The organism is Bifidobacterium animalis subsp. animalis ATCC 25527 (genome assembly GCF_000260715.1).
Lineage (GTDB): Bacteria > Actinomycetota > Actinomycetes > Actinomycetales > Bifidobacteriaceae > Bifidobacterium > Bifidobacterium animalis.
On record NC_017834.1, the window covers coordinates 497,477 to 521,108 of the forward strand.

Annotated in this window: 21 protein-coding genes and 1 tRNA gene; 17 read left to right on the forward strand and 5 right to left on the reverse strand. The window is 60.9% G+C overall.

Features of this window, described 5'->3' with window-relative positions; genetic code table 11:
- Positions 1–152: 152 nt before the first annotated feature.
- From secY to truA, 10 genes are all read left to right on the forward strand, one after another.
- Entirely contained in the window at positions 153–1,502 is a 1,350-nt protein-coding gene (gene secY / locus BANAN_RS02110) for a preprotein translocase subunit SecY (RefSeq protein WP_014697304.1), read from the forward strand.
- A 172-nt stretch (positions 1,503–1,674) separates the two neighbouring features.
- Positions 1,675–2,247, forward strand: a complete 573-nt coding sequence (locus BANAN_RS02115) for an adenylate kinase (protein WP_014697305.1) — start codon at positions 1,675–1,677, stop codon at positions 2,245–2,247.
- A 248-nt stretch (positions 2,248–2,495) separates the two neighbouring features.
- Positions 2,496–2,714, forward strand: a complete 219-nt coding sequence (gene infA / locus BANAN_RS02120; protein ID WP_004268611.1) for a translation initiation factor IF-1 — start codon at positions 2,496–2,498, stop codon at positions 2,712–2,714.
- A gap of 38 nt (positions 2,715–2,752) precedes the next feature.
- Entirely contained in the window at positions 2,753–2,866 is a 114-nt protein-coding gene (gene rpmJ / locus BANAN_RS08140; RefSeq protein ID WP_003814578.1) for a 50S ribosomal protein L36, read from the forward strand.
- A 138-nt stretch (positions 2,867–3,004) separates the two neighbouring features.
- Positions 3,005–3,382: a 30S ribosomal protein S13 gene (gene rpsM, locus BANAN_RS02125; RefSeq protein WP_004268614.1), complete on the forward strand. Its 378-nt coding sequence runs from the start codon at positions 3,005–3,007 to the stop codon at positions 3,380–3,382.
- 76 nt (positions 3,383–3,458) lie between these two features.
- Positions 3,459–3,857 carry a 30S ribosomal protein S11 gene (gene rpsK, locus BANAN_RS02130; RefSeq protein WP_004268616.1) on the forward strand — a complete coding sequence of 133 codons (399 nt, stop codon included), beginning with the start codon at positions 3,459–3,461 and terminating at the stop codon, positions 3,855–3,857.
- 78 nt (positions 3,858–3,935) lie between these two features.
- Positions 3,936–4,931 carry a DNA-directed RNA polymerase subunit alpha gene (locus BANAN_RS02135; RefSeq protein ID WP_014697306.1) on the forward strand — a complete coding sequence of 332 codons (996 nt, stop codon included), beginning with the start codon at positions 3,936–3,938 and terminating at the stop codon, positions 4,929–4,931.
- Positions 4,932–5,015: 84 nt separating this feature from the next.
- Positions 5,016–5,468 carry a 50S ribosomal protein L17 gene (rplQ, locus tag BANAN_RS02140; protein ID WP_014697307.1) on the forward strand — a complete coding sequence of 151 codons (453 nt, stop codon included), beginning with the start codon at positions 5,016–5,018 and terminating at the stop codon, positions 5,466–5,468.
- A gap of 236 nt (positions 5,469–5,704) precedes the next feature.
- Positions 5,705–9,178, forward strand: a complete 3,474-nt coding sequence (locus BANAN_RS02145; protein WP_148266773.1) for a hypothetical protein — start codon at positions 5,705–5,707, stop codon at positions 9,176–9,178.
- Positions 9,179–9,195: 17 nt separating this feature from the next.
- The gene (truA, locus tag BANAN_RS02150; RefSeq protein WP_041776956.1) at positions 9,196–10,098 is read left to right on the forward strand and encodes a tRNA pseudouridine(38-40) synthase TruA; all 903 of its coding nucleotides are present in this window, start codon (positions 9,196–9,198) and stop codon (positions 10,096–10,098) included.
- 292 nt (positions 10,099–10,390) lie between these two features.
- Here the strand turns inward: truA and BANAN_RS02155 are convergent.
- Both BANAN_RS02155 and BANAN_RS02160 read right to left on the reverse strand, forming a co-directional pair.
- Positions 10,391–10,476, reverse strand: a tRNA-Ser gene (locus BANAN_RS02155).
- A gap of 144 nt (positions 10,477–10,620) precedes the next feature.
- Positions 10,621–11,532 carry a hypothetical protein gene (locus BANAN_RS02160; RefSeq protein WP_014697310.1) on the reverse strand — a complete coding sequence of 304 codons (912 nt, stop codon included), beginning with the start codon at positions 11,530–11,532 and terminating at the stop codon, positions 10,621–10,623.
- A 112-nt stretch (positions 11,533–11,644) separates the two neighbouring features.
- Here BANAN_RS02160 and nusA point away from each other — a divergent pair, with 112 nt between their 5' ends.
- From nusA to BANAN_RS02185, 5 genes are all read left to right on the forward strand, one after another.
- Entirely contained in the window at positions 11,645–12,721 is a 1,077-nt protein-coding gene (gene nusA / locus BANAN_RS02165; RefSeq protein WP_014697311.1) for a transcription termination factor NusA, read from the forward strand.
- A gap of 210 nt (positions 12,722–12,931) precedes the next feature.
- On the forward strand, positions 12,932–15,766 hold the full coding sequence (gene infB / locus BANAN_RS02170) for a translation initiation factor IF-2 (RefSeq protein WP_014697312.1): 2,835 nt from the start codon (positions 12,932–12,934) through the stop codon (positions 15,764–15,766).
- Positions 15,767–15,921: 155 nt separating this feature from the next.
- On the forward strand, positions 15,922–16,575 hold the full coding sequence (rbfA, locus tag BANAN_RS02175) for a 30S ribosome-binding factor RbfA (protein WP_014697313.1): 654 nt from the start codon (positions 15,922–15,924) through the stop codon (positions 16,573–16,575).
- A 3-nt stretch (positions 16,576–16,578) separates the two neighbouring features.
- Positions 16,579–17,631, forward strand: coding sequence for a tRNA pseudouridine(55) synthase TruB (truB, locus tag BANAN_RS02180; RefSeq protein WP_014697314.1), 1,053 nt, complete (start codon positions 16,579–16,581; stop codon positions 17,629–17,631).
- A 7-nt stretch (positions 17,632–17,638) separates the two neighbouring features.
- On the forward strand, positions 17,639–18,925 hold the full coding sequence (locus BANAN_RS02185) for a riboflavin kinase (protein ID WP_014697315.1): 1,287 nt from the start codon (positions 17,639–17,641) through the stop codon (positions 18,923–18,925).
- A gap of 12 nt (positions 18,926–18,937) precedes the next feature.
- On the opposite strand, the gene BANAN_RS02190 is transcribed toward BANAN_RS02185, so the two are convergent.
- The gene (locus tag BANAN_RS02190) at positions 18,938–20,416 is read right to left on the reverse strand and encodes a DNA repair protein RadA (protein WP_014697316.1); all 1,479 of its coding nucleotides are present in this window, start codon (positions 20,414–20,416) and stop codon (positions 18,938–18,940) included.
- 234 nt (positions 20,417–20,650) lie between these two features.
- Here BANAN_RS02190 and BANAN_RS02195 point away from each other — a divergent pair, with 234 nt between their 5' ends.
- Together BANAN_RS02195 and BANAN_RS08145 are read left to right on the forward strand one after the other, a co-directional pair.
- Complete coding sequence (locus BANAN_RS02195; protein ID WP_014697317.1) at positions 20,651–21,232, forward strand: hypothetical protein; 582 nt, start codon at positions 20,651–20,653, stop codon at positions 21,230–21,232.
- 77 nt (positions 21,233–21,309) lie between these two features.
- On the forward strand, positions 21,310–21,399 hold the full coding sequence (locus tag BANAN_RS08145; RefSeq protein WP_004268639.1) for a 30S ribosomal protein bS22: 90 nt from the start codon (positions 21,310–21,312) through the stop codon (positions 21,397–21,399).
- A gap of 165 nt (positions 21,400–21,564) precedes the next feature.
- On the opposite strand, the gene rpiA is transcribed toward BANAN_RS08145, so the two are convergent.
- Together rpiA and BANAN_RS02205 are read right to left on the reverse strand one after the other, a co-directional pair.
- Positions 21,565–22,266: a ribose-5-phosphate isomerase RpiA gene (rpiA, locus tag BANAN_RS02200; RefSeq protein WP_014697318.1), complete on the reverse strand. Its 702-nt coding sequence runs from the start codon at positions 22,264–22,266 to the stop codon at positions 21,565–21,567.
- A 104-nt stretch (positions 22,267–22,370) separates the two neighbouring features.
- Positions 22,371–23,345: a ribonuclease H family protein gene (locus BANAN_RS02205; protein ID WP_014697319.1), complete on the reverse strand. Its 975-nt coding sequence runs from the start codon at positions 23,343–23,345 to the stop codon at positions 22,371–22,373.
- Positions 23,346–23,632: the final 287 nt, after the last annotated feature.

Sequence of the window (23,632 nt, forward strand, 5' to 3'; positions counted from 1 at the left end):
TCAAAACAGAAAATGGCCGCTGTAATTTGTGTCGAATTATTGCAAAAAAGAGGCGGGAATTCGCGTGCGGTATGGCCGTTGGGCTAGACTCGGACTCTAGCGTGTGTTTTTCGTGATACGCCAAGAGCGTACAGTTATGGAGGGAACCCAAGGTGAGGACGTTAATCCAGGCCTTTCGCACCAAGGAGCTGAGGAACAAGATCCTCTTCGTCCTTGGCATCATCATCATCTACCGAATCGGCTCGTTCATTCCAACGCCGGGTGTCGATTACAAGGTCGTGAACGACTGCGTGGCGAATACGACCAACAATGCGGAGAACTTCATCGGACTGGTGAACCTGTTCTCGGGCGGTGCAATGCTGCAGCTGTCCATCTTCGCATTGGGCGTCATGCCGTACATCACCGCGTCGATCGTGGTGCAGCTGCTGCGTGCCGTGATTCCACGCTTCGAGGCCCTGCACAAGGAGGGGCAGTCCGGTGAGGCCAAGCTCACCCAGTACACGCGTTACCTTACCATCGGTCTCGCCGTGCTGCAGTCCACGACGATCCTCGTCACCGCTCGTTCCGGTGCGCTGTTCAACTACCAGTGCAGCAATGTGATCCCCGATGCCTCCATTTGGAACATGGTCGTCATGATCATGGTGATGACCGGCGGCACCGGCCTGATCATGTGGATGGCCGAATTGATCACCGAGAAGGGCATCGGTCAGGGCATGTCGATCCTCATCTTCCTGTCCATCTGCTCAGGCTTCCTGCCGCAGCTGTGGCAGATCGGCTGGGGTACGAACGGCGCCGACGGCAATTGGACGAAGTTCGCGATCGTCACCGTCGTGCTGCTTGTGATCATGATCTTCGTGAACTACGTGGAGCTCTCGCAGCGCCGTATTCCGGTGCAATACACGCGCCGCATGATCGGCCGCAAGATGTATGGCGGCTCCTCCACCTACTTGCCGCTCAAGATCAACATGAGCGGCGTGATCCCGCCGATCTTCGCCTCGTCGATCCTCGCGATCCCGACATTGTTCGCACAGTTCGGCAACAGCCAGCAGAGCTGGGTGCAGTGGGTGAACAAGTACCTCGCCAACACGACGAGCGTATGGTACATCTGCCTGTATGCACTGATGATTGTGTTCTTCACGTTCTTCTACACAGAGATCACGTTCAACCCAGATGAGACAGCAGACAACATGAAGCAGTTTGGTGGCTTCATTCCCGGCATTCGTGCAGGCTCCGCCACCTCGCGTTATCTCAAGTACGTGATCAACCGACTCAACACCGTCGGCGCGATCTACCTGCTGTTCGTCGCATTGCTGCCGACCGTGCTCATCATGGCGCTCAAGCTCAACACGCAGCTGCCGTTCGGTGGCACGACGCTGCTGATCATCGCCGGCGTGGGTCTCGACACGCTGCGTCAGGCGAAGGCGCAGACGGAGCAGTACCAGTACGCGGGCTTCCTGTTCGAGAACACTAATCACACCGAGGGCAACGCCATCGCCAAGTGATGCCCAGATGTGAATAATCTGCCATTCGCAGATTGCCGCAAAAGCAGACCGTGGGAATCTACGGTCTGCTTTTGCATATGCATGGCTCGCCGCGGCATGTCGATACTCCTGCCGTGAGCACACTAGGCTAAGATATGCGATAGCAAAGCAAATCCCAAGTGAAAGGAACACGATGCGACTGCTGATTATGGGACCTCAGGGCGTCGGCAAGGGCACGCAGGCGAAGCTGCTCGCTGAGCACTACGGCATTCCGACGATCTCCACCGGAGACATCTTCCGCGCGAACATCAAGAACAAGACGGAACTGGGCAAGAAGGTGCTCGAATACACGTCGCAGGGATTCCTGGTCCCTGACGAGCTCACCAACGAGATCGTCCGCGATCGTCTTGCGCAGGATGATGCGAAGAATGGCTGGATCCTCGATGGCTACCCACGCAATGTCGCCCAGGTGAGCGCGCTCGACGAGATTCTCGAGGGCCTCGGCGAGCAGCTCGACGCCGTTGTCGCGCTGACCGCCCCCACCAATGTGCTGCTCGAGCGCATGGCCAAGCGCGCGAAGGAGGAGGGGCGTGCCGACGACACCCCGGAGGCGATCCAGAACCGTCTGAACACCTACGACAAGGAGACCACGCCGGTGCTCGACATCTACCAGCAGCGCGGCAAGCTCGTCACCATGAATGGCGTGGGCGAGATCGACGCGATCAGCGAGGAGATCGTCAAGGCACTCGATGCCAAGCTTGGCTGAACAATAGTGCAAATGCGTGCCGTGAGGTGTGTGGGATTGGTGAACATGGAATAATCCGCCTCTCAATTCGGTAGCATAGAAGACGGTACGCCATTGAACCGGGCACGAAGTGTTCGCCCGGTCCGTTACGGAAGCGAAGGGTACGACACGCCGTTGCGTGCACTCTTCGCTTTTCGTGTATACTAGCAAGTTGGTGTGTCTTCTGGCGCACCTACAGGTAATGCTATCCACGAGGAAAACGGGTATTTATGGCAAAAGACGGTGTGATTGAAGTTGAAGGCCGAGTCGTAGAGGCTCTGCCCAATGCGATGTTCCGTGTGGAACTGGAGAATAAGCACATCGTGCTCGCCACAATTTCCGGCAAAATGCGCAAGAACTACATTCGTATTCTTCCGCAGGACCGTGTGGTGCTCGAGATGAGCCCGTACGACCTCAATCGTGGTCGCATTACGTACCGTTACAAGTAAAGTAACAGCCAAGGTACAAACCCAAGCAAAGGAATACCATGAAGGTTAGCCCAAGTGTGAAGAGGATCTGCGAAAACTGCCGCGTGATCCGTCGTCACGGTCGCGTCATGGTGATCTGCACAAACCCACGCCACAAGCAGCGTCAGGGCTGAGCAGAAGCAGCGACACATATCAGGCACTCAGTCGCAGTTCGCGCGTATGCGTGAGCTGAACCCCGGGAACGCAGGCCCGGGCCGGTAGGGATACCGGGGGATTGGGTGCGAGACCTGCGGCAAACAGAAGGAATCGCAATGGCACGTCTTGCCGGAGTCGACATCCCAAATGACAAGCGCATCGAGGTCGCGCTCACCTACATCTTCGGTGTGGGACGCACCCGCGCCAAGGAAACCCTTGAGGCGACTGGCATCAATCCAGACACCCGCGTCAAGGACCTGACGGATGAGCAGCTGATCACGCTGCGTGACTACCTCGAGTCGAACTATAAGATCGAAGGCGATCTGCGTCGTGAAGTCGACGCCGACATTCGCCGCAAGATCCAGATCAACAGCTACCAGGGCATGCGCCACCGCAAGGGCCTGCCGGTCCGCGGTCAGCGCACGAAGACCAACGCACGCACCCGCAAGGGCCCGAAGCGCACGGTCGCTGGCAAAAAGAAGGCCACCAAGTAATAGGTGGGAATTGCAGGCCACGGTGTGACAGCCATCGTCTGCAACACATAGTTCGTGAATTAGGAAACGAGGTCAAATGGCAGCTCAAAAGCAGGCCGCACGCAAGACCCGTCGCCGCGATCGCAAGTCGATCCCGGTCGGTCAGGCGCATATCAAGTCAACGTTTAACAACACCATCATCTCCATCACCGATCCGTCCGGCGCGGTTGTGTCCTGGGCGTCCGGTGGCGATGTCGGCTTCAAGGGCTCCCGTAAGTCCACGCCGTACGCCGCTGGTATGGCAGCCGAGTCCGCGGCCCGCAAGGCCATGGAACACGGCGTCAAGAAGGTCGATGTTTTCGTGAAGGGCCCGGGTTCCGGTCGTGAAACCGCCATCCGCTCCCTGCAGTCCGCTGGTCTCGAAGTCGGTTCGATCACCGACGTCACTCCACAGGCATTCAACGGCGTTCGCCCACCAAAGCGCCGCCGCGTCTGAGCACTAGACAATACCATCCATCCAAAGCCGCTTGAAGCCAGTGAGTGCACCACCGGCTGAAGCTGAAAGGATACCACAGTGCTTATCGCACAGCGTCCGACACTTACCGAGGAATCGCTCAACCCTCAGCGTTCCCGTTTCATCATCGAGCCGCTTGAGCCGGGTTTCGGCTACACGCTTGGCAACTCGCTTCGCCGTACTCTGCTCAGCTCGATTCCGGGAGCGGCAGTGACGTCGGTGCGTATTTCTGGTGCGCTGCATGAGTTCACCACTCTGCCCGGCATCGAGGAAGACGTCACCGAGATCTTGTTGAACATCAAGGGCATCGTGCTCACCAGCGAATACGATGAGCCTGTCGTGATGTATCTGCGCAAGGCGGGCAGCGGCGAGGCCACCGCAGGGGACATCACCCCGCCGGCCGGCGTCACCATTGCCAACCCGGATCTGCACATCGCCACCCTCGCCGAAGATGGCGAACTCGAGATCGAGTTCACCGTCGAGCGTGGCCGCGGGTACGTCCCAGCCCAGATGAACAAGCAGGATGGCGATGAGATCGGCCGCATCCCGGTCGATTCCATCTACTCCCCAGTGCTCAAGGTGAGCTACAAGGTCGAAGCCACCCGCGTGGAACAGCGCACCGACTTCGACAGGCTCATTCTGGATGTGGAAACCAAGCCGGCCATCTCCCCGCGCGATGCTGTCGCATCCGCAGGATCCACGCTGGTTGAGCTCTTCGGCCTGTGCCGCGAACTCAACACGCAGGCCGAGGGTGTGGAAATCGGGCCAGCCCCGGTGGCCGAGCAGGCCGATCCGGGCATGTCCGTTCCGATCGAGGATCTCAACCTCACCCAGCGCAGCTACAACTGCCTGAAGCGTGAGGGCATCCACACGGTCGGCGAGCTGGTGAACCACACGGAGCAGGATCTGCTCGACATCCGCAATTTCGGTATGAAGTCCATCGACGAGGTGAAGGAGAAGCTGCAGTCCCTGGGTCTGTCGCTCAAGGCCTCGCCGCTCGGCTTCGACACCAACAACCTCGAAGGCGGCACCTTCTTCTCGCCGGAAGACGAGTAAACCGCCAACGACATAACCGCTTCGCCGATTTCGGATGTTCGGGCCACTGCCCACCTGAGCTCGGCGTGGCAACAAGGAGATACAATGCCTACACCAAAGAAAGGCCCACGCCTGGCGTCCAGCCCGGCACATGAGCGTCTGATGCTCGCGAACATGGCCACCAGCCTGTTCGAGCACGGCCGCATCACCACCACGCTGCCGAAGGCCAAGCGCCTTCGTCCGCTGGCCGAGCGCCTGATCACCTTCGCCAAGCGCGGTGATCTGCACTCCCGCCGCCGTGTGATGCGCGTGATCCGTAACAAGTCCGTCGTGCACAAGCTGTTCACGCAGATCGCTGAGCAGATGGAGCAGCGCGAGGGCGGTTACACCCGCATCGTCAAGATCGCCCCGCGCAAGGGCGATTCCGCTCCCGCAGCCATCATCGAGCTCGTCACCGAACCGGTGAGCCCGAAGAAGGCAGTGGTCAAGGAAGCCGAAGCTGCGACCAAGGTCGCCGCCAAGGAAGAGCCGGCACAGACCGAGGCAGCCGCTGAGTGAATCTCTTAGGCATATGAAAAGGGGCCATCCATTTGGATGGCCCCTTTTCACGTTTGTGCCAGCCGCGTGCATGTGGCACAAATTCGCTGAAAGCAAACAGACAGACGAGCCGTCATTGCTTGCGGTACTTGCCCCTGTAGAAGAATGCAGACGCTTATGCACAGTGGTACACGAGAATACTGCATAGAAGATTGTTGTTCAATGTGTCATTGCATGACCGAACGTCCGGTGCGACAATGACCGATTGGGGGCTTGGAATGCGGCGTGTGATTGCAGCGTGCGCGGCATGTGCGATGATGTTGGGTCTGTTTGCGGTTCCGGTGTCGTCGGCGTATGCCCAGTCGCAAGATGTGGGGGCGACGTCACAGAGCATACAGGCACAGGGGAGTGGCGCAACCGCCACGGCGGCTGATACCGCGACGACAAGCGACAAGGCTGCCAAGGCCGACGACGATATCGCCGAAGCGGACGACACTGTCACGCCGAATACCGGAGACCCAAAACCGGAGGAGGTCAAAGCCTATACCGACAGCGGAGACCTGCTGGCAAGCCTGCAGCTCAATCGAGACAATGTGGGCAATGTGCCGGCACTCAAGAATTCGGATACGCAGAATCTCATCGTCACGTTCTCAGCCGCCGGCAAGCCGGGCGATGTGTTCACCATCACCATTCCGAAATCGGTGCCGAACAGCAGTGGCGTATACGGCACCAACAATTTCCAAAAGCTGCCTGCCGACATCGGTTCCACCACATCAACACAGAACGCCGATGGCTCCACCACTTTCACCTATACGTTCACCGCGGCCTCCTCGGCCAATGCCACCATCAACTTGGGCCAAGGAAATAACTACACGGGGCAGACCTCGCCGATGAGCTATGTGGGCACCATGGTGAAAACCATCATCTGGACCTATAACGGCAAGCAGCTGCCGCCAGCCCATTTCACGCAGGTGATCAAGCCGGATATCAAACCGACCTCGTTGGTGCGCATCGCACCGACCACGCAACAGTCACCAGCCATCTCGGTGAACACGGACTACACCTACCAGATCACCATCAACGAAACCAGCGGTGTGGGCACCAACGGGTATTCCTCGAATCAGATCAACTCCGCTGTGAACTACGGCACTGTGATACGCATTCCGGTGCCTGAAGGCTTCACACTCAACGAAGCCGCAACCATGGAACGCAACGATTTCGTCAATGGCGACAAGACGACAATCACGCAACCAGAGGGCACGTCGGGAGACATTGTGATCACGGTCCCCAAGGGCTCCGGTTCCCAAATGTGGCAGTGGAAGCCAGGCTACCGCATTGTCGGCAAATTCTCGCGTGCAGCCCCCGACAAGCAGACCGCTGTCACGGCTCCTGGGCCGATCACGATTGTGCAGCAACAGCTCAATCCCGATGGCCAAATGACTGAGTTGACAATCGATGAGCCTGCATGGAGCGAGGCGCTCAAGTCGAAGGACGACACCAAATTCTGTGCCGATGGTACGAATGCATGCCTGAGCCTGAGCATCACCGGATCCTCGTATTCGAACGAGTTGCTGCTGCCCACGAATCCGGAAGGGCTTATGCCCACCACCAGCAACCTGCGTACACTCAACTTCGTTGGATTCGGCAACAATTCCGCCAGCGCGCTCGAATGGCCGCTCCTCACCATCGACGTACCGAGCGGTTTCGATGCCACTTCCGTTGTGACTCCGGTGAATCAGGCCAAACTCCCCGGCCTGACCACTTATAAATACAAGATCACGCTGCTTGACGGCACGGTGATGGAAGGCAGTGTGGATGCCGGTGCGACCATAACGAGCAGCATCGGTTCCCCAATGCGCACGATAGAGCTTTCCCCGAATCTCATTGCCGCAGGTTCAAACACTAATGTGGCCGACAGCGGCCTGATCTACTCATGCGGTATGCGCGTCGATAACAACACCTCATGCTTCGGCGACAATTCAGACGTCGTCGTATTGCGGATCAACGGCAAACTTTCCGCCACCTACGATGACGGTACGCCGGTGAAAGTCGGAGATAAGTTTACGACTTCGCTCATGCTCAGCACCGACCAATACACGATGAAAGACCCGAACACGAAGCAGAAGGTGAGCCTAAACGGCATTGTGAAGAATACGCAGACGGTGATCAGTCGCGCCGATCTGAAAGCGACATTCGGCACCTACACCTCGCAGGACAGCGAGACGGCCGGTGTCAAGAATTCCGCTTCGATGGCCATATCGCGTAGTTATTGGGGCAACCCCACCACCCAATATGTTTATGAGCCCATCTTCTATTACGTATTGCCTCCCAGCTTCGTCTACGACAAAGCCAAAGGCTTGGTGAACACGAACGAATACCCGGGGCAACCCTATAAGGAGCCAAAAGTCACATCGGCACAGACAAACGACGGCCGCGAAGTGGTCAAAATCGACTTCACCGGCACCGGGTATTGGTTCGACACATTCAAAGGCGCCAACCAGACGATCATGCTCAACATCTCGCCGGATGCATTGGTGGGCCAGTACCCATGGCAGATCTATGTGCACAGCCCGAAGACGAAGCTCACCCAGTCGGTGAGTGCACCGAGCAATCTGAGCTATACGATGGGAGACAGGGATGTCGCCTTGGTCGGCAACGGCAGTTTCACTGTGGATGCGGCGAAGGCCCTGCGTATGACGCAGCTGTCGCAAGGTAATGAGTCCACGATGTTCGAAACCAGCACGCGGTCGAACATCTACGAAGCGAAGAACGGTTTCAAAGACATTCGCACCATGCGATTCGCCATAGCGATCATCAATGGCAGCACACAGGACCTGCAGAACGTCCACCATTATGTGAACCTGCCCCAACGCGGCGACGCCGCAGGCAATGGGTTCACGGTCACGATGACCGGCCCCGCCACCATGGAGCAGTTGCCTGGCGCGACCACGGAACCCATCAACGAGGTGAGGTATTCCACTTCACTTGCGCCGCTCGACAACACGGAGCCTGATCCGTCGACGTATGTGACGGCCGACAAGGTGACGAACTGGAGTGCCATCAAGTCCATCATGGTCACATTGCCCACATTGAATGCCGGAAGTGTTGCCGGGCGTCTGATCATTCCGGGCATCGACCCAACGCTCATGATCGATGCAACGAAGAGCGCCGCAATCTCTACCGGTTTGTACGCTGACAATCTCACGCCGATCATCGTGCGGGCCAACGACAAGTCGGCGGCCAGAATCACCGTGGGCGGTCACGCCACCATCACCGCACGCTTGCATTGGATCGACGCAAACGGCTCCGACCACTATGTGGATCTGCCGAAGCTCACCAAGAAGTACGCGGTGAATGATGCCACATTCAGCGAGAGCGACTACCCGCAGACCATGGCACAGCTCGAGCAGCAGGCTTCGGCAGAACTCCCTAAGAACTACAGCCTGGAAGATGTGCAGGTCATCGGAGACAACGGCGCCACCTATGCGCGCGGTCCGGATGGTAAGCCGTACCCGGATGGCGCGGCGCAATGGGGGCAGCTCGTGAAGTACTACTACAACCACAGCATCGTGCAATACAACCTCACCCCAGACAACACCATCTCGACCATGCCGATCACCGGCGTGCACGGATTCTGGAACATCTTCACGCTGGCGGCACTCATTGCCGGCATTGTGCTCATCCCCACGTTGTATATGTTCGGTGCCATGCGCAGGCGCGGTGGAAAGTGAGATGCTAAGCTCGTGGCGTGACACGTTTACGAATCGACTTGGCCTATAACGGCGCCGGCTTCCACGGATGGGCGGTGCAGCCCGATCGCAGGACCGTGCAGGGCGTCATTGAAGAGGCGTTGGGCAGGATTCTGCATGGGCATGGGGAGCATGCCGAAGCACCCAGGCTCACCGTCGCCGGACGCACGGACGCCGGTGTGCACGCCTCGCATCAGGTGTGTCACGTCGACGTTTCCGATCAGGCACTTGCACGCTGCGTTGGCCACATGCAGGTGACTGCGGTGAAGGCGCTGGAGACCAGACTGTCACGCATGATGCCCGACGACATTGCCATCCATGCGGTTTCGGTGGCACCGGACGGCTTTGACGCGCGCTTCTCCGCACTCGAGCGCACCTATGTATATCGGATCGTCGACGCGCGCGTGCCTTGGGATCCGAGACTGAGGGATTTCGTATGGCGCACCGACCGCGAACTCGACATCGCGCAGATGAATGCCGCCGCCGCTCTCACACTCGGACTGCATGACTTCGGTTCGTTCGCCATCGCGAATCCCGGAGGCACGACGATCCGCGAGGTGAAGACCGCCTACTGGCAGCGCGTACCCACCCGGTCTCTGATCGAACCAGGCATGGGGGAGCGCTACCATGCGCCTGCCGTGGAATCTGGACTGCTGTGCTTCACGATTGTCGCCGACGCCTTCGCTCGCAACATGGTGCGTTCGCTCGTAGGTGCCTGCGTGCAGGTGGGCATGGGCAAACGGGACGTGGATTGGTTCGCCGGCAAGATGCATGTGCCATTGCGCGAAGGATCCACTGGACCGATCGCGCCCCAGGGGCTCACGCTCGAGCACATCGCCTATCCAGCCGACGGCGAGCTCGCCGCGCGGGCAGAGCGAATCCGTGCCAAGCGCACGCTCTAGCGAATGCTCACAGCTTCGCGCATTCTCCTTCCCGCTGGCTCTATTCCCCTGCGTAATTGGGGACGTCTGCTGCGTGTAAGTGTCTCCTTTTACGCAGATTGTTGGCAGATTGGTGGTGGATTGGTGGCGATTGTTGGCAGATCGTTGGTCGTGCATGGTTATTGGTTGGCGTAATTGGGGACATGTGTTGTGTGTAGATGTCCCTTTTTACGCAGATTGCTGGCAGACTGTTGATGGTGCAGGATAGGCAGGCAGGGAAAGAAAAAGCCCGCGACAAAGCGCGGGCTGAAGGCGGATGAGGCGAGATTCGAACTCGCGGAGGGGGTTGCCCTCACACGCTTTCGAGGCGTGCTCCTTAGACCGCTCGGACACTCATCCATGTGCTTGCCAAAACAAGCAACTTATCTATTATGCCACACCGTGTCAACAAGTCAAATTCGGAATGTCGTTTTTGCATGCCATGAGCATGACGTGCGCGCCGGCATATGGCAATCTGCGGGAATGACGGTGCGATGCCGTGGCTCAGGAGGAGAACAGCGCATAGTCGGCGCTTGGGTACCCCAAATCGAACGCGGTGACGGCATGCGTGGCAATGAGCAGAGACAGCTGCAGCAGCGCGTCCGACGATTGAGATTGTGCGGTGGCGATGTCGGAGGCGGCCAGATTGTCGACGCGCTGCAGTTGCTCGCGTGCGCAATCCATTTCGACAATCGCCGGGGTGCGGGTGCGCAATCCGGTCGCAGGGTCGGTTGCGTTCACCTCCGATGTGGTGAGCATGCGGGTGTCGTAGACCTTGCGGCGAATGTCCTGCGCGCCTTTCGACAGCATGGTCAGGCGTGCTGCGGCCTCCTTGTGATTGTCGCTCATGGTGAGCAGCGTGGCGTTCGCGGCCAGTCTGCGCACGAATTCTGTATCGGCGGAGGTGTTCGCGGAAGTGGGGGCGAAACTGTCGTAGCGTCCGGCGAGCACTTCGGCAGCGAAACCGGCGCGATCCTCGGCAAGCGCAATCGTAGCCAGCGCCTCACCCGGCAGATCAAGCGAATCGACGGTGTCGAGCTTCGTCACTGTGAGCGGCGCATACGCAAAACCGAAGTGATTCGCGGCAAGACGAGTGAAATGCTGTGCCTGAGCGCTGTGCATCGTGGCATCGCCGAATTGGGAGGGGCACTGCAATGCCACATTGAGCCAGTCATGCTGGGCGAGCGAAGCGGTGAAATACCGCAGATAGAGCGGAATATTCGCGTCGCCCATCGTGTTGGAATACGATTGCGCGGTCTCGAGGAACCGTTCGCATGGGCCGAGCTCCTGCTCCTGTTCGGCGCGACCTGCGATTCTGGGGGCCGAGCATGCGGTCACGCCAATAAATGCGAGCGTGGTGAGGGCAACCGCCACCGTGCGTGCGCATACGGAAAGGAAACGGTGACGTGTCTGCATGAATACCTAGAATAATAGAGACTATGACTAAATGGGCTTATGCCTTCCGCGCAGGAATGCGCCATGCTGAATAACTGAATAACTGAACAGACTTCAACGGAGGTCACCAACTTTGAAACTCGATTTGAACGGAATCCACGCACTCGCACAGGAACAGGGAATCGATGCGGAGACCGTGGATGCCGCACTGTCGGAGGCGTTGCGACTCGCCTATTTGAAAATGCCGCATGCCGCGAAACACGCCCGAGTCGAACTCGACCCGCGCGCCGGCAGCTTCACCATCTGGGCTCGTGACGAGATTGCGCAGGAACCCACCGAAGACAATCCGCACCCCGCTCCGGAATTGGGAGAGGAATACGATGACACCCCGCATGATTTCGGCCGTCTGGCCGCGTCCACTGCGCGCCAGGTGATCCAGCAGCTCTTCCGCAAGGCGGAGGACGACCGCGTGTTCGGCGCCTTCAGCGGCCAGCGCGGCAAGCTGATCACCGGCGTGGTGCAGCAGGATGTCAAAGATCCCGCCAATGTGCACGTTGCCGTCGGCGATGTGGAGGCACTGCTGCCACGTCGTGAGCAGGTGCCCGGCGAACGCTACCGCCATGGCGAGCGCATTCGCGTGTACGTGACGACGGTGGCCCGCGGGCTCAAGGGACCGGAGATCATCGTCTCCCGTTCGCATCCGGAGCTCGTGCGGCGCCTGTTCGAACGCGAGGTGCCGGAGCTGGCATCCGGCGCCGTGTCGATCATGGCCATCGCCCGCGAGGCGGGCGCCCGCACGAAGATCGCCGTGCGTGCCAATACGCCAGGCATCAATCCGAAGGGTGCGCTCATCGGCCCAGGCGGTTCGCGTGTGCGTGCGGTGATGGAGAACCTCGGCTCTGAGAAGATCGACATCATCGACTGGTCGGCCAATCCGGCCGAGTTCATTGCGGCGGCGCTCTCGCCTGCAGTGGTCTCGGGTGTGCAGGTGATCAGCGAGAAGAACCAGACGGCCATCGCGTTCATCAATGACGGTCAGCTCTCGCTCGCCATTGGCAAGGAGGGCCAGAACGCCCGTCTCGCCGCAAAGCTCACCGGATGGAAGATTGGCATCGAATCCAATTCCGCCCATGCCGCAAAACTGCGTGAACAGGCGGCGAAGGCGGCCGATGGGACACAGTCCGGCAATGCCGAGGAGAGCGCCGAATAGGCGTTTCCCTGACGGCGTTTTCGCGGCGCTGCACATCCAGCGCCGCGGGTATGCTTGCCTTTGGTCGAAACACGGTCATTGCACCGTGCGAAGGCGTGAAAGAGGTAGAAACAACATGGTTGCACGATGAGAAGCCATCAGCTCGCCGTGAGAACACAATAGCCGCGCCAATACGCGGCTGACACACACAAAAACTTTAGGAGATATTGAGTGGCGAAAGCACGCGTATACGAATTGGCCAAGGAACTTGGCGTAGACAGCAAGACCGTTCTTGAGAAGCTCAAGGACATGGGCGAGTTTGTCAAATCCGCGTCATCCACGGTGGAGGCCCCGGTCGTGCGCAGACTGAAGGCGGCCTTCCCGAAGGACGGCGGCAATGATTCCAAGCCGGCGGCGAAGAAGAGCTCCGCACCCAAGCCGGGTGCACCAGCAGCGGCGAAGCCTGCCGCGACGCCCGCCGCAGTAGCCGGTGCAACTCCGGCAACGGCAGCCCCGTCCGCACCGAAGCCGGGCCAGCGATCCAACACGGGCGCCAAGCCTGGCGCCCATAACACCCGCAGGAACGAGCAGACCCCACGTCCAGGCCAGAACGCCGGCCAGCGTGGTGCGACTCCGCGCCCGCACGCCCCAGGCAAGCCGGGTGCCAATGCCGGCGGCACTCGCAACGGAGGTAAGGCTGCACCCGCTCCGCATACCCCTCAGCACGGCGGCAACCGCGGCGGTTCCAACAATGCGCCGAAGCCGGGAGCCAATGCGGCCCAGCATGCGCCACGTCCGGGCAACAACCCGTTCAGCCGTAAGCAGGGCATGCACACACCCACGCCGGGAGACATCCCGCGTCCGCATCCGATGGCGCGTCCGACGGTCAATAACAACGAACGCCGTGGCGGAGGCAATGGTCGACCGGGTCAGCGTGGAGGCTTCCGCCCACGTCCGGGCCAAGGCGGTAGCGGTGCCCCGAAGCCGGGTTCCTGGGGTCAGCATCGTCAGGGTGCAGGCAGCGGTAGCGGTCGTCCGGGTGGTAACCGTTTCGGTGGCGGCAACGGCGGCAACAACTTCCAGAACAATGGTCCAAGCAACGGTCCATCGCGCGGTGGCGGCCGTGGTCGCGGCGGCACAGCCGGCGCCTTCGGCCGTCAGGGCGGCAAGTCCTCGAAGGCTCGCAAGAACCGTTTGGCGAAGCGTCACGAATACGAAGAGCTGAAAGCACCGGTCATCGGCGGTGTGCGCATCCCCACCGGTAACGGCCAGACCATCCGTCTGCGGCAGGGCGCCTCGCTGGCGGATCTCGCCGAGAAAATCAACGTGAATCCGGCGGCGCTGGTCACCGTGCTGTTCCACTTGGGTGAGATGGCCACGGCCACCCAGTCACTCGACGAATCCACGTTCCAGATCCTTGGCGAGGAAATCGGTTGGAACATCAAGATCGTTTCCGCCGAAGAGGAAGACAAGGAGCTGCTCCAGCAGTTCGACATCGACCTCGAGAGCGAGGAGCTGCAGGAGGACGCCGACCTGAAGCCGCGTCCTCCGGTGGTCACCGTCATGGGCCACGTCGACCACGGCAAGACCCGACTGCTCGACACGATCCGCCGCACCAACGTCATCGCCCGTGAGGCCGGCGGCATCACGCAGCGCATCGGTGCATACCAGGTCACCGTGGATCTCGAGGGTGAGGAACGCAAGATCACGTTCCTTGACACCCCCGGCCACGAGGCCTTCACCGCCATGCGTGCCCGTGGCGCGGAGCTCACCGACATCGCGATCCTCGTGGTGGCTGCCGACGACGGCGTGATGCCGCAGACCGTCGAAGCCATCAACCACGCGCAGTCGGCCCATGTGCCGATCGTCGTGGCCGTGAACAAGATCGATGTGCCCGGTGCAAACCCCGAGAAGGTGCGTGGCCAGCTCACCGAATTCGGCCTCGTGCCGGAGGAGTACGGCGGCAGCACGATGTTCGTCGACATCTCCGCCAAGCAGGGCACGAACGTCGACAAGCTGCTCGAAGCGGTGCTGCTCACCGCCGACGCCGAGCTCGACCTGCGTGCGAACCCGGATATGGATGCCCGCGGTGCCACCGTGGAAGCCCGACTCGACAAGGGCCGCGGTGCTGTGGCGACCGTGCTTGTGCAGTCCGGCACGCTCCACATCGGCGACTCGATCGTGGCCGGTACCTCGTATGGCCGTGTGCGCGCCATGCTCGACGAGAACGGCAAGCACATGAAGGAGGCGCTGCCGTCAACGCCTGTGCAGGTGCTCGGCCTCACCTCGGTGCCCACCGCAGGCGATCTGTTCCTCGTGGCTCCGGATGACCGCGCGGCACGCCAGATCGCCGAGAAGCGCCAGGCCACGGAACGTGCGGCCCAGCTCGCGAAGCGCCGCAAGGTGGTTTCGCTCGAGGAGTTCAAGAAGAAGTTCGCCGAGTCCGAGATCGACATGCTCAACATCGTGATCAAGGGCGACTCCTCCGGTTCGGTGGAGGCGCTCGAGGACTCCCTCATGAAGATCGAGGTCTCCGACGAGGTGGGCATTCAGGTGATCCACCGCGGCGTTGGCGCCATCACGCAGAACGACGTGAACCTCGCCTCCGTCGACAAGGCCGTGATCATCGGCTTCAACGTGCGCCCGAACCGCCAGGTGGCGGATCTCGCGGAGCGCGAGGGCGTGGAGATCAAGTACTATTCGGTCATCTACAAGGCGATCGAAGACATCGAGGCGTCGCTTAAGGGCATGCTCAAGCCGGAATACGAGGAGGTCACCACCTCCCACTCCGAGATCCGCGAGATCTTCCGCTCGTCGAAGTTCGGCAACATCGCCGGCGTCATGGTGCTCGACGGCGAGGTCAAGCGCGGCACGAAGGCCCGCATTCTGCGCGACGGCGTGACCACGTTCAACGACCTTGAGATCTCGTCGCTGCGCCGCTTCAAGGACGACGTCAAGAGCGTCACCGAAGGATACGAGGCCGGCATCAACCTCGGCAACTTCAACGACATCGAGATCGGCGACGTCATCGAGACCTTCGAGATGCGCGAGATCGAGCGCAAGTAGTCTGCAATTCGTAGACCGCATGCGCGAGTAACGCAGGCAGACGCCCATAGCCCACCCGGCTACGGGCGTCTGCCGTTTTCACCCAATGCACATGGCGGTTTTCGACTAGTGTTGAATAGCAGAACCGCACAGGACGTCAAACAGTAAGGAACACCATGCAGGGAACCAATCCTCGCGCCGCACGCATCGCGGCGCTCATCCAGCGTGTGATCGCCTCGAATATGGAATCCACGTTGCACGACAAGCGACTCAAGAACGTGACGATCACCGACGTCAAGGTGACCAATGATCTCCAGCTCGCCAAGATCTACTGGACCACGTTGAGCCGGGACGGTCATGAGGAGGGCGAACGCAAGCGCGCCAAGGAGGCGCTCAACCAGGCCAAGGGACGCTTGCGCACCATGGTGGGCGCAAAGGCCGGTCTGCGCCTGACCCCGCAGCTCCAGTTCATCTTCGACGAGGTGCCCGGCGAGGCGCATGAGATCGAAGACATTCTCTCGCTGGCACGCAAGCGCGACGAGGAGCTCGCCCGCATGCGCGCGAACGCCGCCTACGCTGGCGACGCCGACCCATACCGCCACGACGACGAGACCGAGGAGGCCGTGGAGGAGGAACTGGACGAGCAGGAGCACGAGAACAAGGACGAATACACCGAATACCCGGGCGACGTGGTGGAAGTGGAGGAATTCGAGGACTTCGACAACAGTGGCGACGACCTCGAGCATTCCGACGACGACCCTGTGGATCCGGTGGCGACCGACCCGGCATCCACCATCGACACCATCGACGACTACGACGAGGACAAGTAAGGCGTGGGCACCGGAAAACGCGACGCGAAGGTGAACGGCGTGCTCATTGTAGACAAGCCGCAGGGCGTGACCAGTCACGACATCGTGGCGGCCGTGCGTGCCGCGCTGCGCACCAGGAAGGTGGGGCACGCCGGCACGCTCGACCCGATGGCCACCGGCGCGCTCGTGATCGGCGTGGGCCAAGCCACGCGCCTGCTGCAGTACATTGTCGAGCATACGAAAACCTACAGCGCCACGATGCGCTTCGGTCAGCGCACGACCACCGATGACGCCGACGGTGAGTTCGTGGAACGGAAATCCACGGCCGCCATGCTGCCGACGCTCGAACAGGTGTGCGAAGCCGTGACGAACGAATACACCGGCGACATCGAACAGATTCCAAACGCCGTCTCCGCGATCAAGGTGCACGGCCAACGCGCCTACGATCTGGCCCGTGAAGGGCGGCATGTCGATCTCAAGGCGCGCCGGGTGACCGTGCATGCGTTCGATGTGCTCGGTGGTCGGCAAACGCAGGCCGCGGACGGCACGCCGGTGTTCGATGTCGACGTGCGCGTCACCTGCTCGGCAGGTACCTACATTCGCGCGCTCGCCCGCGATCTCGGCAATGATTTCCATTGCGGCGCGCATCTGACCCGCCTGCGCAGGGAAGCGGTGGGGGCGTTCCGCGTACGTGACGCCCGCATTGTGCGCGCGCATGCCGAGGCACGCACCTTCGTGAACCGCGACGGCGAGGAGATCACCCGCAATCGCGCGGTGCTCGATTGTGTGGGAGAAGATTTGGCCGGGCATCTGCTCACGATGGTGCAGGCCGCACAGCTCACGCTGCCGGTGCTCGCCGTGAGTGAAGCGCAGGCGGCGGATTTGCGTTTCGGTAGGAGAATCGTTGCACAGGCACCGACCGACGATGAACGACCGGCACACCACCACGGCGAGCACGTGTGGGCCGCCATTGGGTCCGCCGATGGCGAGCCTGAAGTCGTGGCGATTGTCGAGCGCGCGAAACACCACGAATTCAAGCCGGTGACGGTGTTCGCGGCGAATACGGGAAACGAGTAGAGGATATATGGATATTTTTCGTCTGACACCAGCTGCGGACGGCAACGTCGCATGGCCGACATTGAGCACGTCGAAAAAATCGGTGGTCACAGTGGGAGCATTCGACGGCCTGCATGTGGGCCATCATGCCGTCATTGAGGAGACGGTGCGCCAGGCCAGGAAGCTCGACGCATACTCGGTGGTCATCATGTTCGAGCCACGCCCGGCATTCGTGCACACCTATGCGAAGGCACATGCAGGCAAAGACGTGCCGGCCGGTGTGCATGATCCGGAGGCGATCACCAGCGTGGACGCGCGGCTGCGCATGCTGGCCGGCATGCACGTCGACTATGTGCTCATTGTGCGCTATACCATCGCGTTCTCCGAGAAATCGTTCAGATTCTTCCTCGGCCAGCTTGTGGGCAAACTCGGCATGCGCATGCTCGTGCTCGGCGAAGACGCGCGCATGGGCGCGAATCTGGAAGGCGACATCAAGAAGATTCGCACACTCGCCGAGGCCACCGGCGTGTTCGAACTCGAAGTGGTGACCAATCAGGGCGGCACCGTGCGCGTGCCGGAACGATTCACCCCCACGGCGCCGAACGAGCCGTGCGAACCCGGCGACCCGCTGGAGGGACTGAGCAAGGCCGAGCGACGCGCCTGGTCGAAGAAGCACAATGCGCGCGAAGTGCGCAACCAAAGCTCCACGAACGTGCGATATCTGCTCAGTCAGGGGCGCGTGCAGGCGGCAAACGAGATCCTTGGCCATGCGCACGCCGTGGAGGGCGTGGTGGAACACGGCGAGGAACGCGGACGAACCATCGGCTTCCCGACGGCGAACATAGCCGAGCCGATGGAAGGGTATCTGCCGGTGGATGGCGTGTATGCCGGCTGGCTCGTCGATCTGGGACCTGCAGACGAATACGAGCGCGACCAGCAGCAGCTGAGCGGCAAAACCGCCGATGGAGAGGCGGTAGAAGCGGCGAGCGTCACCGTAAGCGATACCCCGGTGGTCTCGCACCGCTTCTCCTCATCGCGCGTCGACAGCCGACTGGCTGCACAATCGCCGTTCAGGTGGCCGGCAGCGATCTCGATCGGCACGAAACCCACCTACAGCGAGAGCACCGGACTCAACGAGCGCGTGCTCGAGGCATATGCGCTCACCGACGAATGGCTCGACCTGTATGGGCACCGTGTTCGCGTGGAGTTCGAACGCTTCCTGCGCCCACAGGTCAAATTCGGCTCCACCGACGAGCTTGTGGCCGAGCTCAAGCACAACGTCGAGGAGACGAAGGAGCTGTTGGGAGCCGAATAGCGGCCTATGCGGCTAATGTCGCTGCTTGGCGAGATGGAGGAACGCGAGGGCGTCTTTGAGGTTCGCCACCGGGACGAGCGTCATGCCCTCCACCTTCAATGGCTTTTGGGTCACCGGCACGATCGCCTTCGTGAACCCCAGCCGCTGCGCCTCACGGAGACGGTACTCCAAACGTGGCACTGGTCGCACCTGCCCCGTGAGACTGATCTCGCCTATGGCGCAGACGTTCTTGGCGATCGGCTTGTTCAACGCGGCGCTCGCCATTGCGGCGGTGATGGCGAGATCGCATCCCGGCTCCTTCGCCTGACCGCCTGCGATTGTGGAGATGTACAGATCGTTCTGCAGCAACGAGATGCCGCCATGCCGGTAGAGCACCGCCACCAGCATGGCGATGCGGCTCGGATCCACGCCATTGACGGCGCGACGCGGGGTGGGCAGCACCGAATTGGTCACGAGCGACTGCACCTCCACGGCAAGGGAACGATGCCCGTCCAACGTGAACGTCACGCACGTACCCTCAACGGGTTCGCTTTGCGACGAGAGGAACAGCCCGGCCGGGTCGCGCACCTCCTCTATGCCCTCGCCGCTCATGTCGAAGCACCCCACTTCATCGGTGGGGCCGAAGCGGTTCTTCACCGCACGCAGCAGGCGCAGCGCGGTCTGTGATTCACCTTCGAACTGACACACCACGTCGACAAGATGCTCGAGCGTGCGCGGGCCGGCAATCGAACCGTCCTTGGTCACATGACCCACGAGCAGCACCGGCACGTCAAGCGATTTCGCGGAGTCTATGAGCGCGCTCGCCACCTCGCGCACCTGCGTGGAGCCGCCGGAGATGCCATCGACGTCCTGCGAGACGATTGTCTGCGCCGAATCCACAATCGCCAGCGCCGGCCGAACCGAGTCGATCAGGCCGAGCACGGTGGAGAGATCGGTGGTCGAGGCGAGCAGCAGGTTCTCCTCGACGGCACCGATGCGTGAGGCCCGCAGACGCACCTGTGCCTGCGACTCCTCGCCCGAGATGTACAGCACGCTGTCGTGTGCGCTGGCATGCGCGTCATCATGTTGTTCCGAAGTGGAGCGGGCCGGCGCGCGGCTTTGCGCGGCGGCCACCGATTTCGCGATGTTCCCGGCGGTCTCGAGCAACAACGTCGATTTGCCGATGCCGGGTTCGCCGGCGATGAGCACCACCGAACCGGGCACTATGCCGCCGCCGAGCACACGGTCGAACTCGCCGAAGCCAGTGGGGAGTCTGCTCACCGTGTCAGTGGAGATGCTCGTGATCGGCTTCGCCGCGCTTTGCACATTCTGCACCGAGACGGGCGTGCGCGAGGTGCGGCCGGGCACCGGGGTGCGCGCCCCGGTTGCCGCCGGCGCCTCATGGAACTCCTCGATGGTGCCCCATTGGCCGCATTCCGGGCATCGGCCATACCATTTGCCGCCGCTCCAGCCGCATTCGGTGCACACATAGTTCACGGTTTTCTTCGCCATGCCACTCCTTATCGCCTGCCAAATCGCCTGCCAACACTGTATCTGATTCCATACAACAGGCATAGCGGCACATGTGTTCCACGCAGTGTTTCATGCCGCCGCCACACCGTCATGCGGCTGTGACAAGATTGCGGTATGGCAAACAACAGCGGTTCCAAAGGCCCGTCAAACGAGGGAAGGCGAACGTCACAGTCGGGGGCGCGGAGGCAGCCGCAGCCGACTCAGACTTCCGCCGTGCATTCACTGCGCTACGTGCGCATTGTGGTGGCGGTGTTCGTGATGCTGTTCGTGCTGGCACTCGTCTCCGCATTCGGTTGGCCGGGTTGGGCGGTGCGCGCGCCGGCAAAACCGGTGGCAGTGCCCACGGCGACGCCCTCCAAGACCACGGTGAAGGCGGAGGCGTTGCCTGGCGACGCCACCGCACTGCTCAAGGCGATGCCCGACCATGTTTCGAATTTCGCGCGCGTCCAAGCCGATTCCACCGATGCATGGGCTGATTCGAACCCGATTGAGGAATACAAGCTCACCTATTCGAACGGTAACGACAAAGACGCCGTGCAGCTCACCGTCGCCCAGTGGAGCGACTCAGAGAAGGCGCAGGGGCAGTACACGAAGCTTACGGGTGATCTCAAGGGGTCGTCGCTGGCCAATGGCGTCGTGAAAGTGAACGGCGAGGTCACCGGCAATTACGAGGTGAAGACGGCAGAGTCCGACGACACGCAGGCCACTGCAGTTTGGCGCAACGACACCGTGGTGTTCAGCGTGACCGGTCCGAAGAATTCGGTGGTCTCGGTCTATCAGCTGTTCCCGCTGTAGACCCAGCGCGAAAGTCTGCTCACATGTGTAGACTGTTGCAAGTTGCAATCTTTAGATATCTATAGAGGAGGCTTGAGATGGGCTCTGTCATCAAGAAGCGCCGCAAGCGTATGAGCAAGAAGAAGCACCGCAAACTGCTTCGTAAGACCCGCCACCAGCGCAAGTAGTCTTATACTCTAGGCTTTAACAATTCCCGCACGCAGCGATGTGTGCGGGAATTTCATATATGCGGCCGTATACGACATACGGCGGTCGGCTCCCGATAACAGAACGACCGCGCGCTTCCCGCACGCGGTCGTTGCCCGGAATATACCGGAATGTCTTGCGAATGCTCACGCCTTGTTCGGATTGATGAGCGTGCGCGGGCCGTTCGGATCGCCCACGATGACCTCGTTGACCATGTCAAGGAATAGGCCGTCTTCGACGACGCCCACCATGTTGATGAGATCCTCGTTGAGACCTGCCGGGTCGTCGATGCGCTCGATATGCAGGTCGACGACGTAGTTGTTCTCGTCGGTGCGCACCGGCTTGCCGTCGGCGTCAAGACGCAGCGTCGGGTTGTAGCCGCGTTCCTTCATGCGCTCGATCACATGCATGGCGCCGAACGGGATGACCTCCACTGGCAGCGGGAACTTGCCAATGACGTCGACGAGCTTGGAGGCGTCGACGATCCAGACGATCCTGTTCGAGTTGATCGCCACGATCTTCTCCCACAGCAGCGCCGCGCCGCCGCCCTTGATGCCGTTGAAGTTCTTGTCAACCTCGTCGGCCCCGTCGATGCACAGGTCGATGTGGTCGACGTCGTCGATGTTCACGATCTTAATGCCGTAGCTCTCGGCCTGCTCCTGCGTGCGGCGCGAAGTGGTGACGCCGGTGAACTCCAGACCTTCCTCCTGCTTGCGGCGGCCGAGTTCGTCGACGAGGAAGCGCACGGTGGAACCGGTGCCGAGCCCCACGATCATGCCACTTTTGACCAGCTTCGCGGCCTCGATGCCGGCTTCCTTCTTCATTGCATCCTGCTGTGCTTTATCCATGACTCTCCTTAGCGAGTGTGCACGTTGCGTTGCCTATGCACGCAATTTGATTTCCATACTAGAACATGCTTGCGAACGCTCGTGCTGTTTCACTGGCGGGTTTCCTAGCCGTTCTCGCGGCGATGCATGAGGAAACGCGCGTTCTCGAGATCGAGCGTGCCGTCGCCCTGCACGAGCGCGTCCACTTCGATGTACCCGTGGATGCGCCTCGGTGAGCCGTCATAATACGGGCTCGAGTTCGGGGGAGGGGAGAGCGTCACACGCCCGCTTGCCGCCAATCCCGTGGGAGCCAGCTGCATGTCGGCCGTCGCCGTGGGCTCTCCTGCGGGGGTGTCGGTGCCGTCCGCCGCGGATTCCGCGGCATGTGCGGCGGTATCCGCAGGGGCGTCGGTTTCTGCGGAATCCGCAGGAGTCCGCACGTCGCCGAGCTCGGTCAGATTCGGCTCGCCGTGCTCGAGATCGTCCACCTCGGCGGCATGCAACCGCGTGTATTCGCGTTCGTCCATCTCGCCGTCGAGCAGCAGTTGTGCATCCGCAGGCACCTTGACATCGCGTGCGTACGGCGATTCGAGCAACGCCTGCCAACCTTCCTTCGGCAGATACCCCTCTTGCGCGCCGGATTCGCAATCGCCGGCGAATCCGCGTGCGAGATCGTCCACCTTCTCGTTGCCTGCATTGCCGGCGTGACCCTTAACCCAGCGGAAGCTCACTTTGCCGGCCCGCTTGCTTATCTCCGCATCGATCGCCTTGATGATCGGCGCGTTCTTCACCGGTTCCTGTTTCGAGTTCTTCCAGCCATTCTTCTTCCACCCGAACACCCATTTGTTCGAGCAGTTGATGGCATACTGCGAGTCGGATTCTATGACCAGCGGCTCGCTTCCCGGGTGTGCACGCAGTGCCTCGAGCACCGCGCACAGTTCGCCGATCTGATTCGTGCCGTTCGTGGCGCCCCCTGCCGCACAATCGCCCGCATGCGCGTGTTCGTCGCGCGCGCCGTCCGTATGGTCAGCCCACGCCCACCCCATCGGGCCGTTCGGATTACGCAGTGCGGAGCCGTCTGTGGAAACTGTGATCGTCATGCCTCCACTCTACGTGCGGCCCGCTATCATTGCCACGTTGTGATTGTGTGAGGCGCACGTAATCGCGGATATTTCTCATCATCGGTCTCGTTGCCGTTTCGGCGCCGGGTTGGTGTGTGCGTGTTCCCATGTGGCGACTGTATTCGGGGCGCTTTCGGGGATGTGTGCGTCCAGAGAGTCGCAATCGTATGTGCGTATGTGCCAGACTCGGTTTGCGTCGAGTTCGAGTGTCGCTCTTGCAATCCCAGTCGCAGCATGGCATGTTGAGCAGTGTCGTGCTTGCAATC

Bases quoted from the DNA above. Each gene is read 5' to 3' on its own strand.
- rpsK (WP_004268616.1), top strand. From the start codon at position 3,459: ATGGCAGCTCAAAAGCAGGCCGCACGCAAGACCCGTCGCCGCGATCGC.
- rpmJ (WP_003814578.1), top strand. From the start codon at position 2,753: ATGAAGGTTAGCCCAAGTGTGAAGAGGATCTGCGAAAACTGCCGCGTG.
- BANAN_RS08145 (WP_004268639.1), top strand. From the start codon at position 21,310: ATGGGCTCTGTCATCAAGAAGCGCCGCAAGCGTATGAGCAAGAAGAAG.
- BANAN_RS02185 (WP_014697315.1), top strand. From the start codon at position 17,639: ATGGATATTTTTCGTCTGACACCAGCTGCGGACGGCAACGTCGCATGG.
- rbfA (WP_014697313.1), top strand. From the start codon at position 15,922: ATGCAGGGAACCAATCCTCGCGCCGCACGCATCGCGGCGCTCATCCAG.
- BANAN_RS02205 (WP_014697319.1), bottom strand. From the start codon at position 23,345: ATGACGATCACAGTTTCCACAGACGGCTCCGCACTGCGTAATCCGAAC.
- rplQ (WP_014697307.1), top strand. From the start codon at position 5,016: ATGCCTACACCAAAGAAAGGCCCACGCCTGGCGTCCAGCCCGGCACAT.
- BANAN_RS02190 (WP_014697316.1), bottom strand. From the start codon at position 20,416: ATGGCGAAGAAAACCGTGAACTATGTGTGCACCGAATGCGGCTGGAGC.
- BANAN_RS02145 (WP_148266773.1), top strand. From the start codon at position 5,705: ATGACCGATTGGGGGCTTGGAATGCGGCGTGTGATTGCAGCGTGCGCG.
- BANAN_RS02160 (WP_014697310.1), bottom strand. From the start codon at position 11,532: ATGCAGACACGTCACCGTTTCCTTTCCGTATGCGCACGCACGGTGGCG.
- rpsM (WP_004268614.1), top strand. From the start codon at position 3,005: ATGGCACGTCTTGCCGGAGTCGACATCCCAAATGACAAGCGCATCGAG.
- infA (WP_004268611.1), top strand. From the start codon at position 2,496: ATGGCAAAAGACGGTGTGATTGAAGTTGAAGGCCGAGTCGTAGAGGCT.
- BANAN_RS02115 (WP_014697305.1), top strand. From the start codon at position 1,675: ATGCGACTGCTGATTATGGGACCTCAGGGCGTCGGCAAGGGCACGCAG.
- rpiA (WP_014697318.1), bottom strand. From the start codon at position 22,266: ATGGATAAAGCACAGCAGGATGCAATGAAGAAGGAAGCCGGCATCGAG.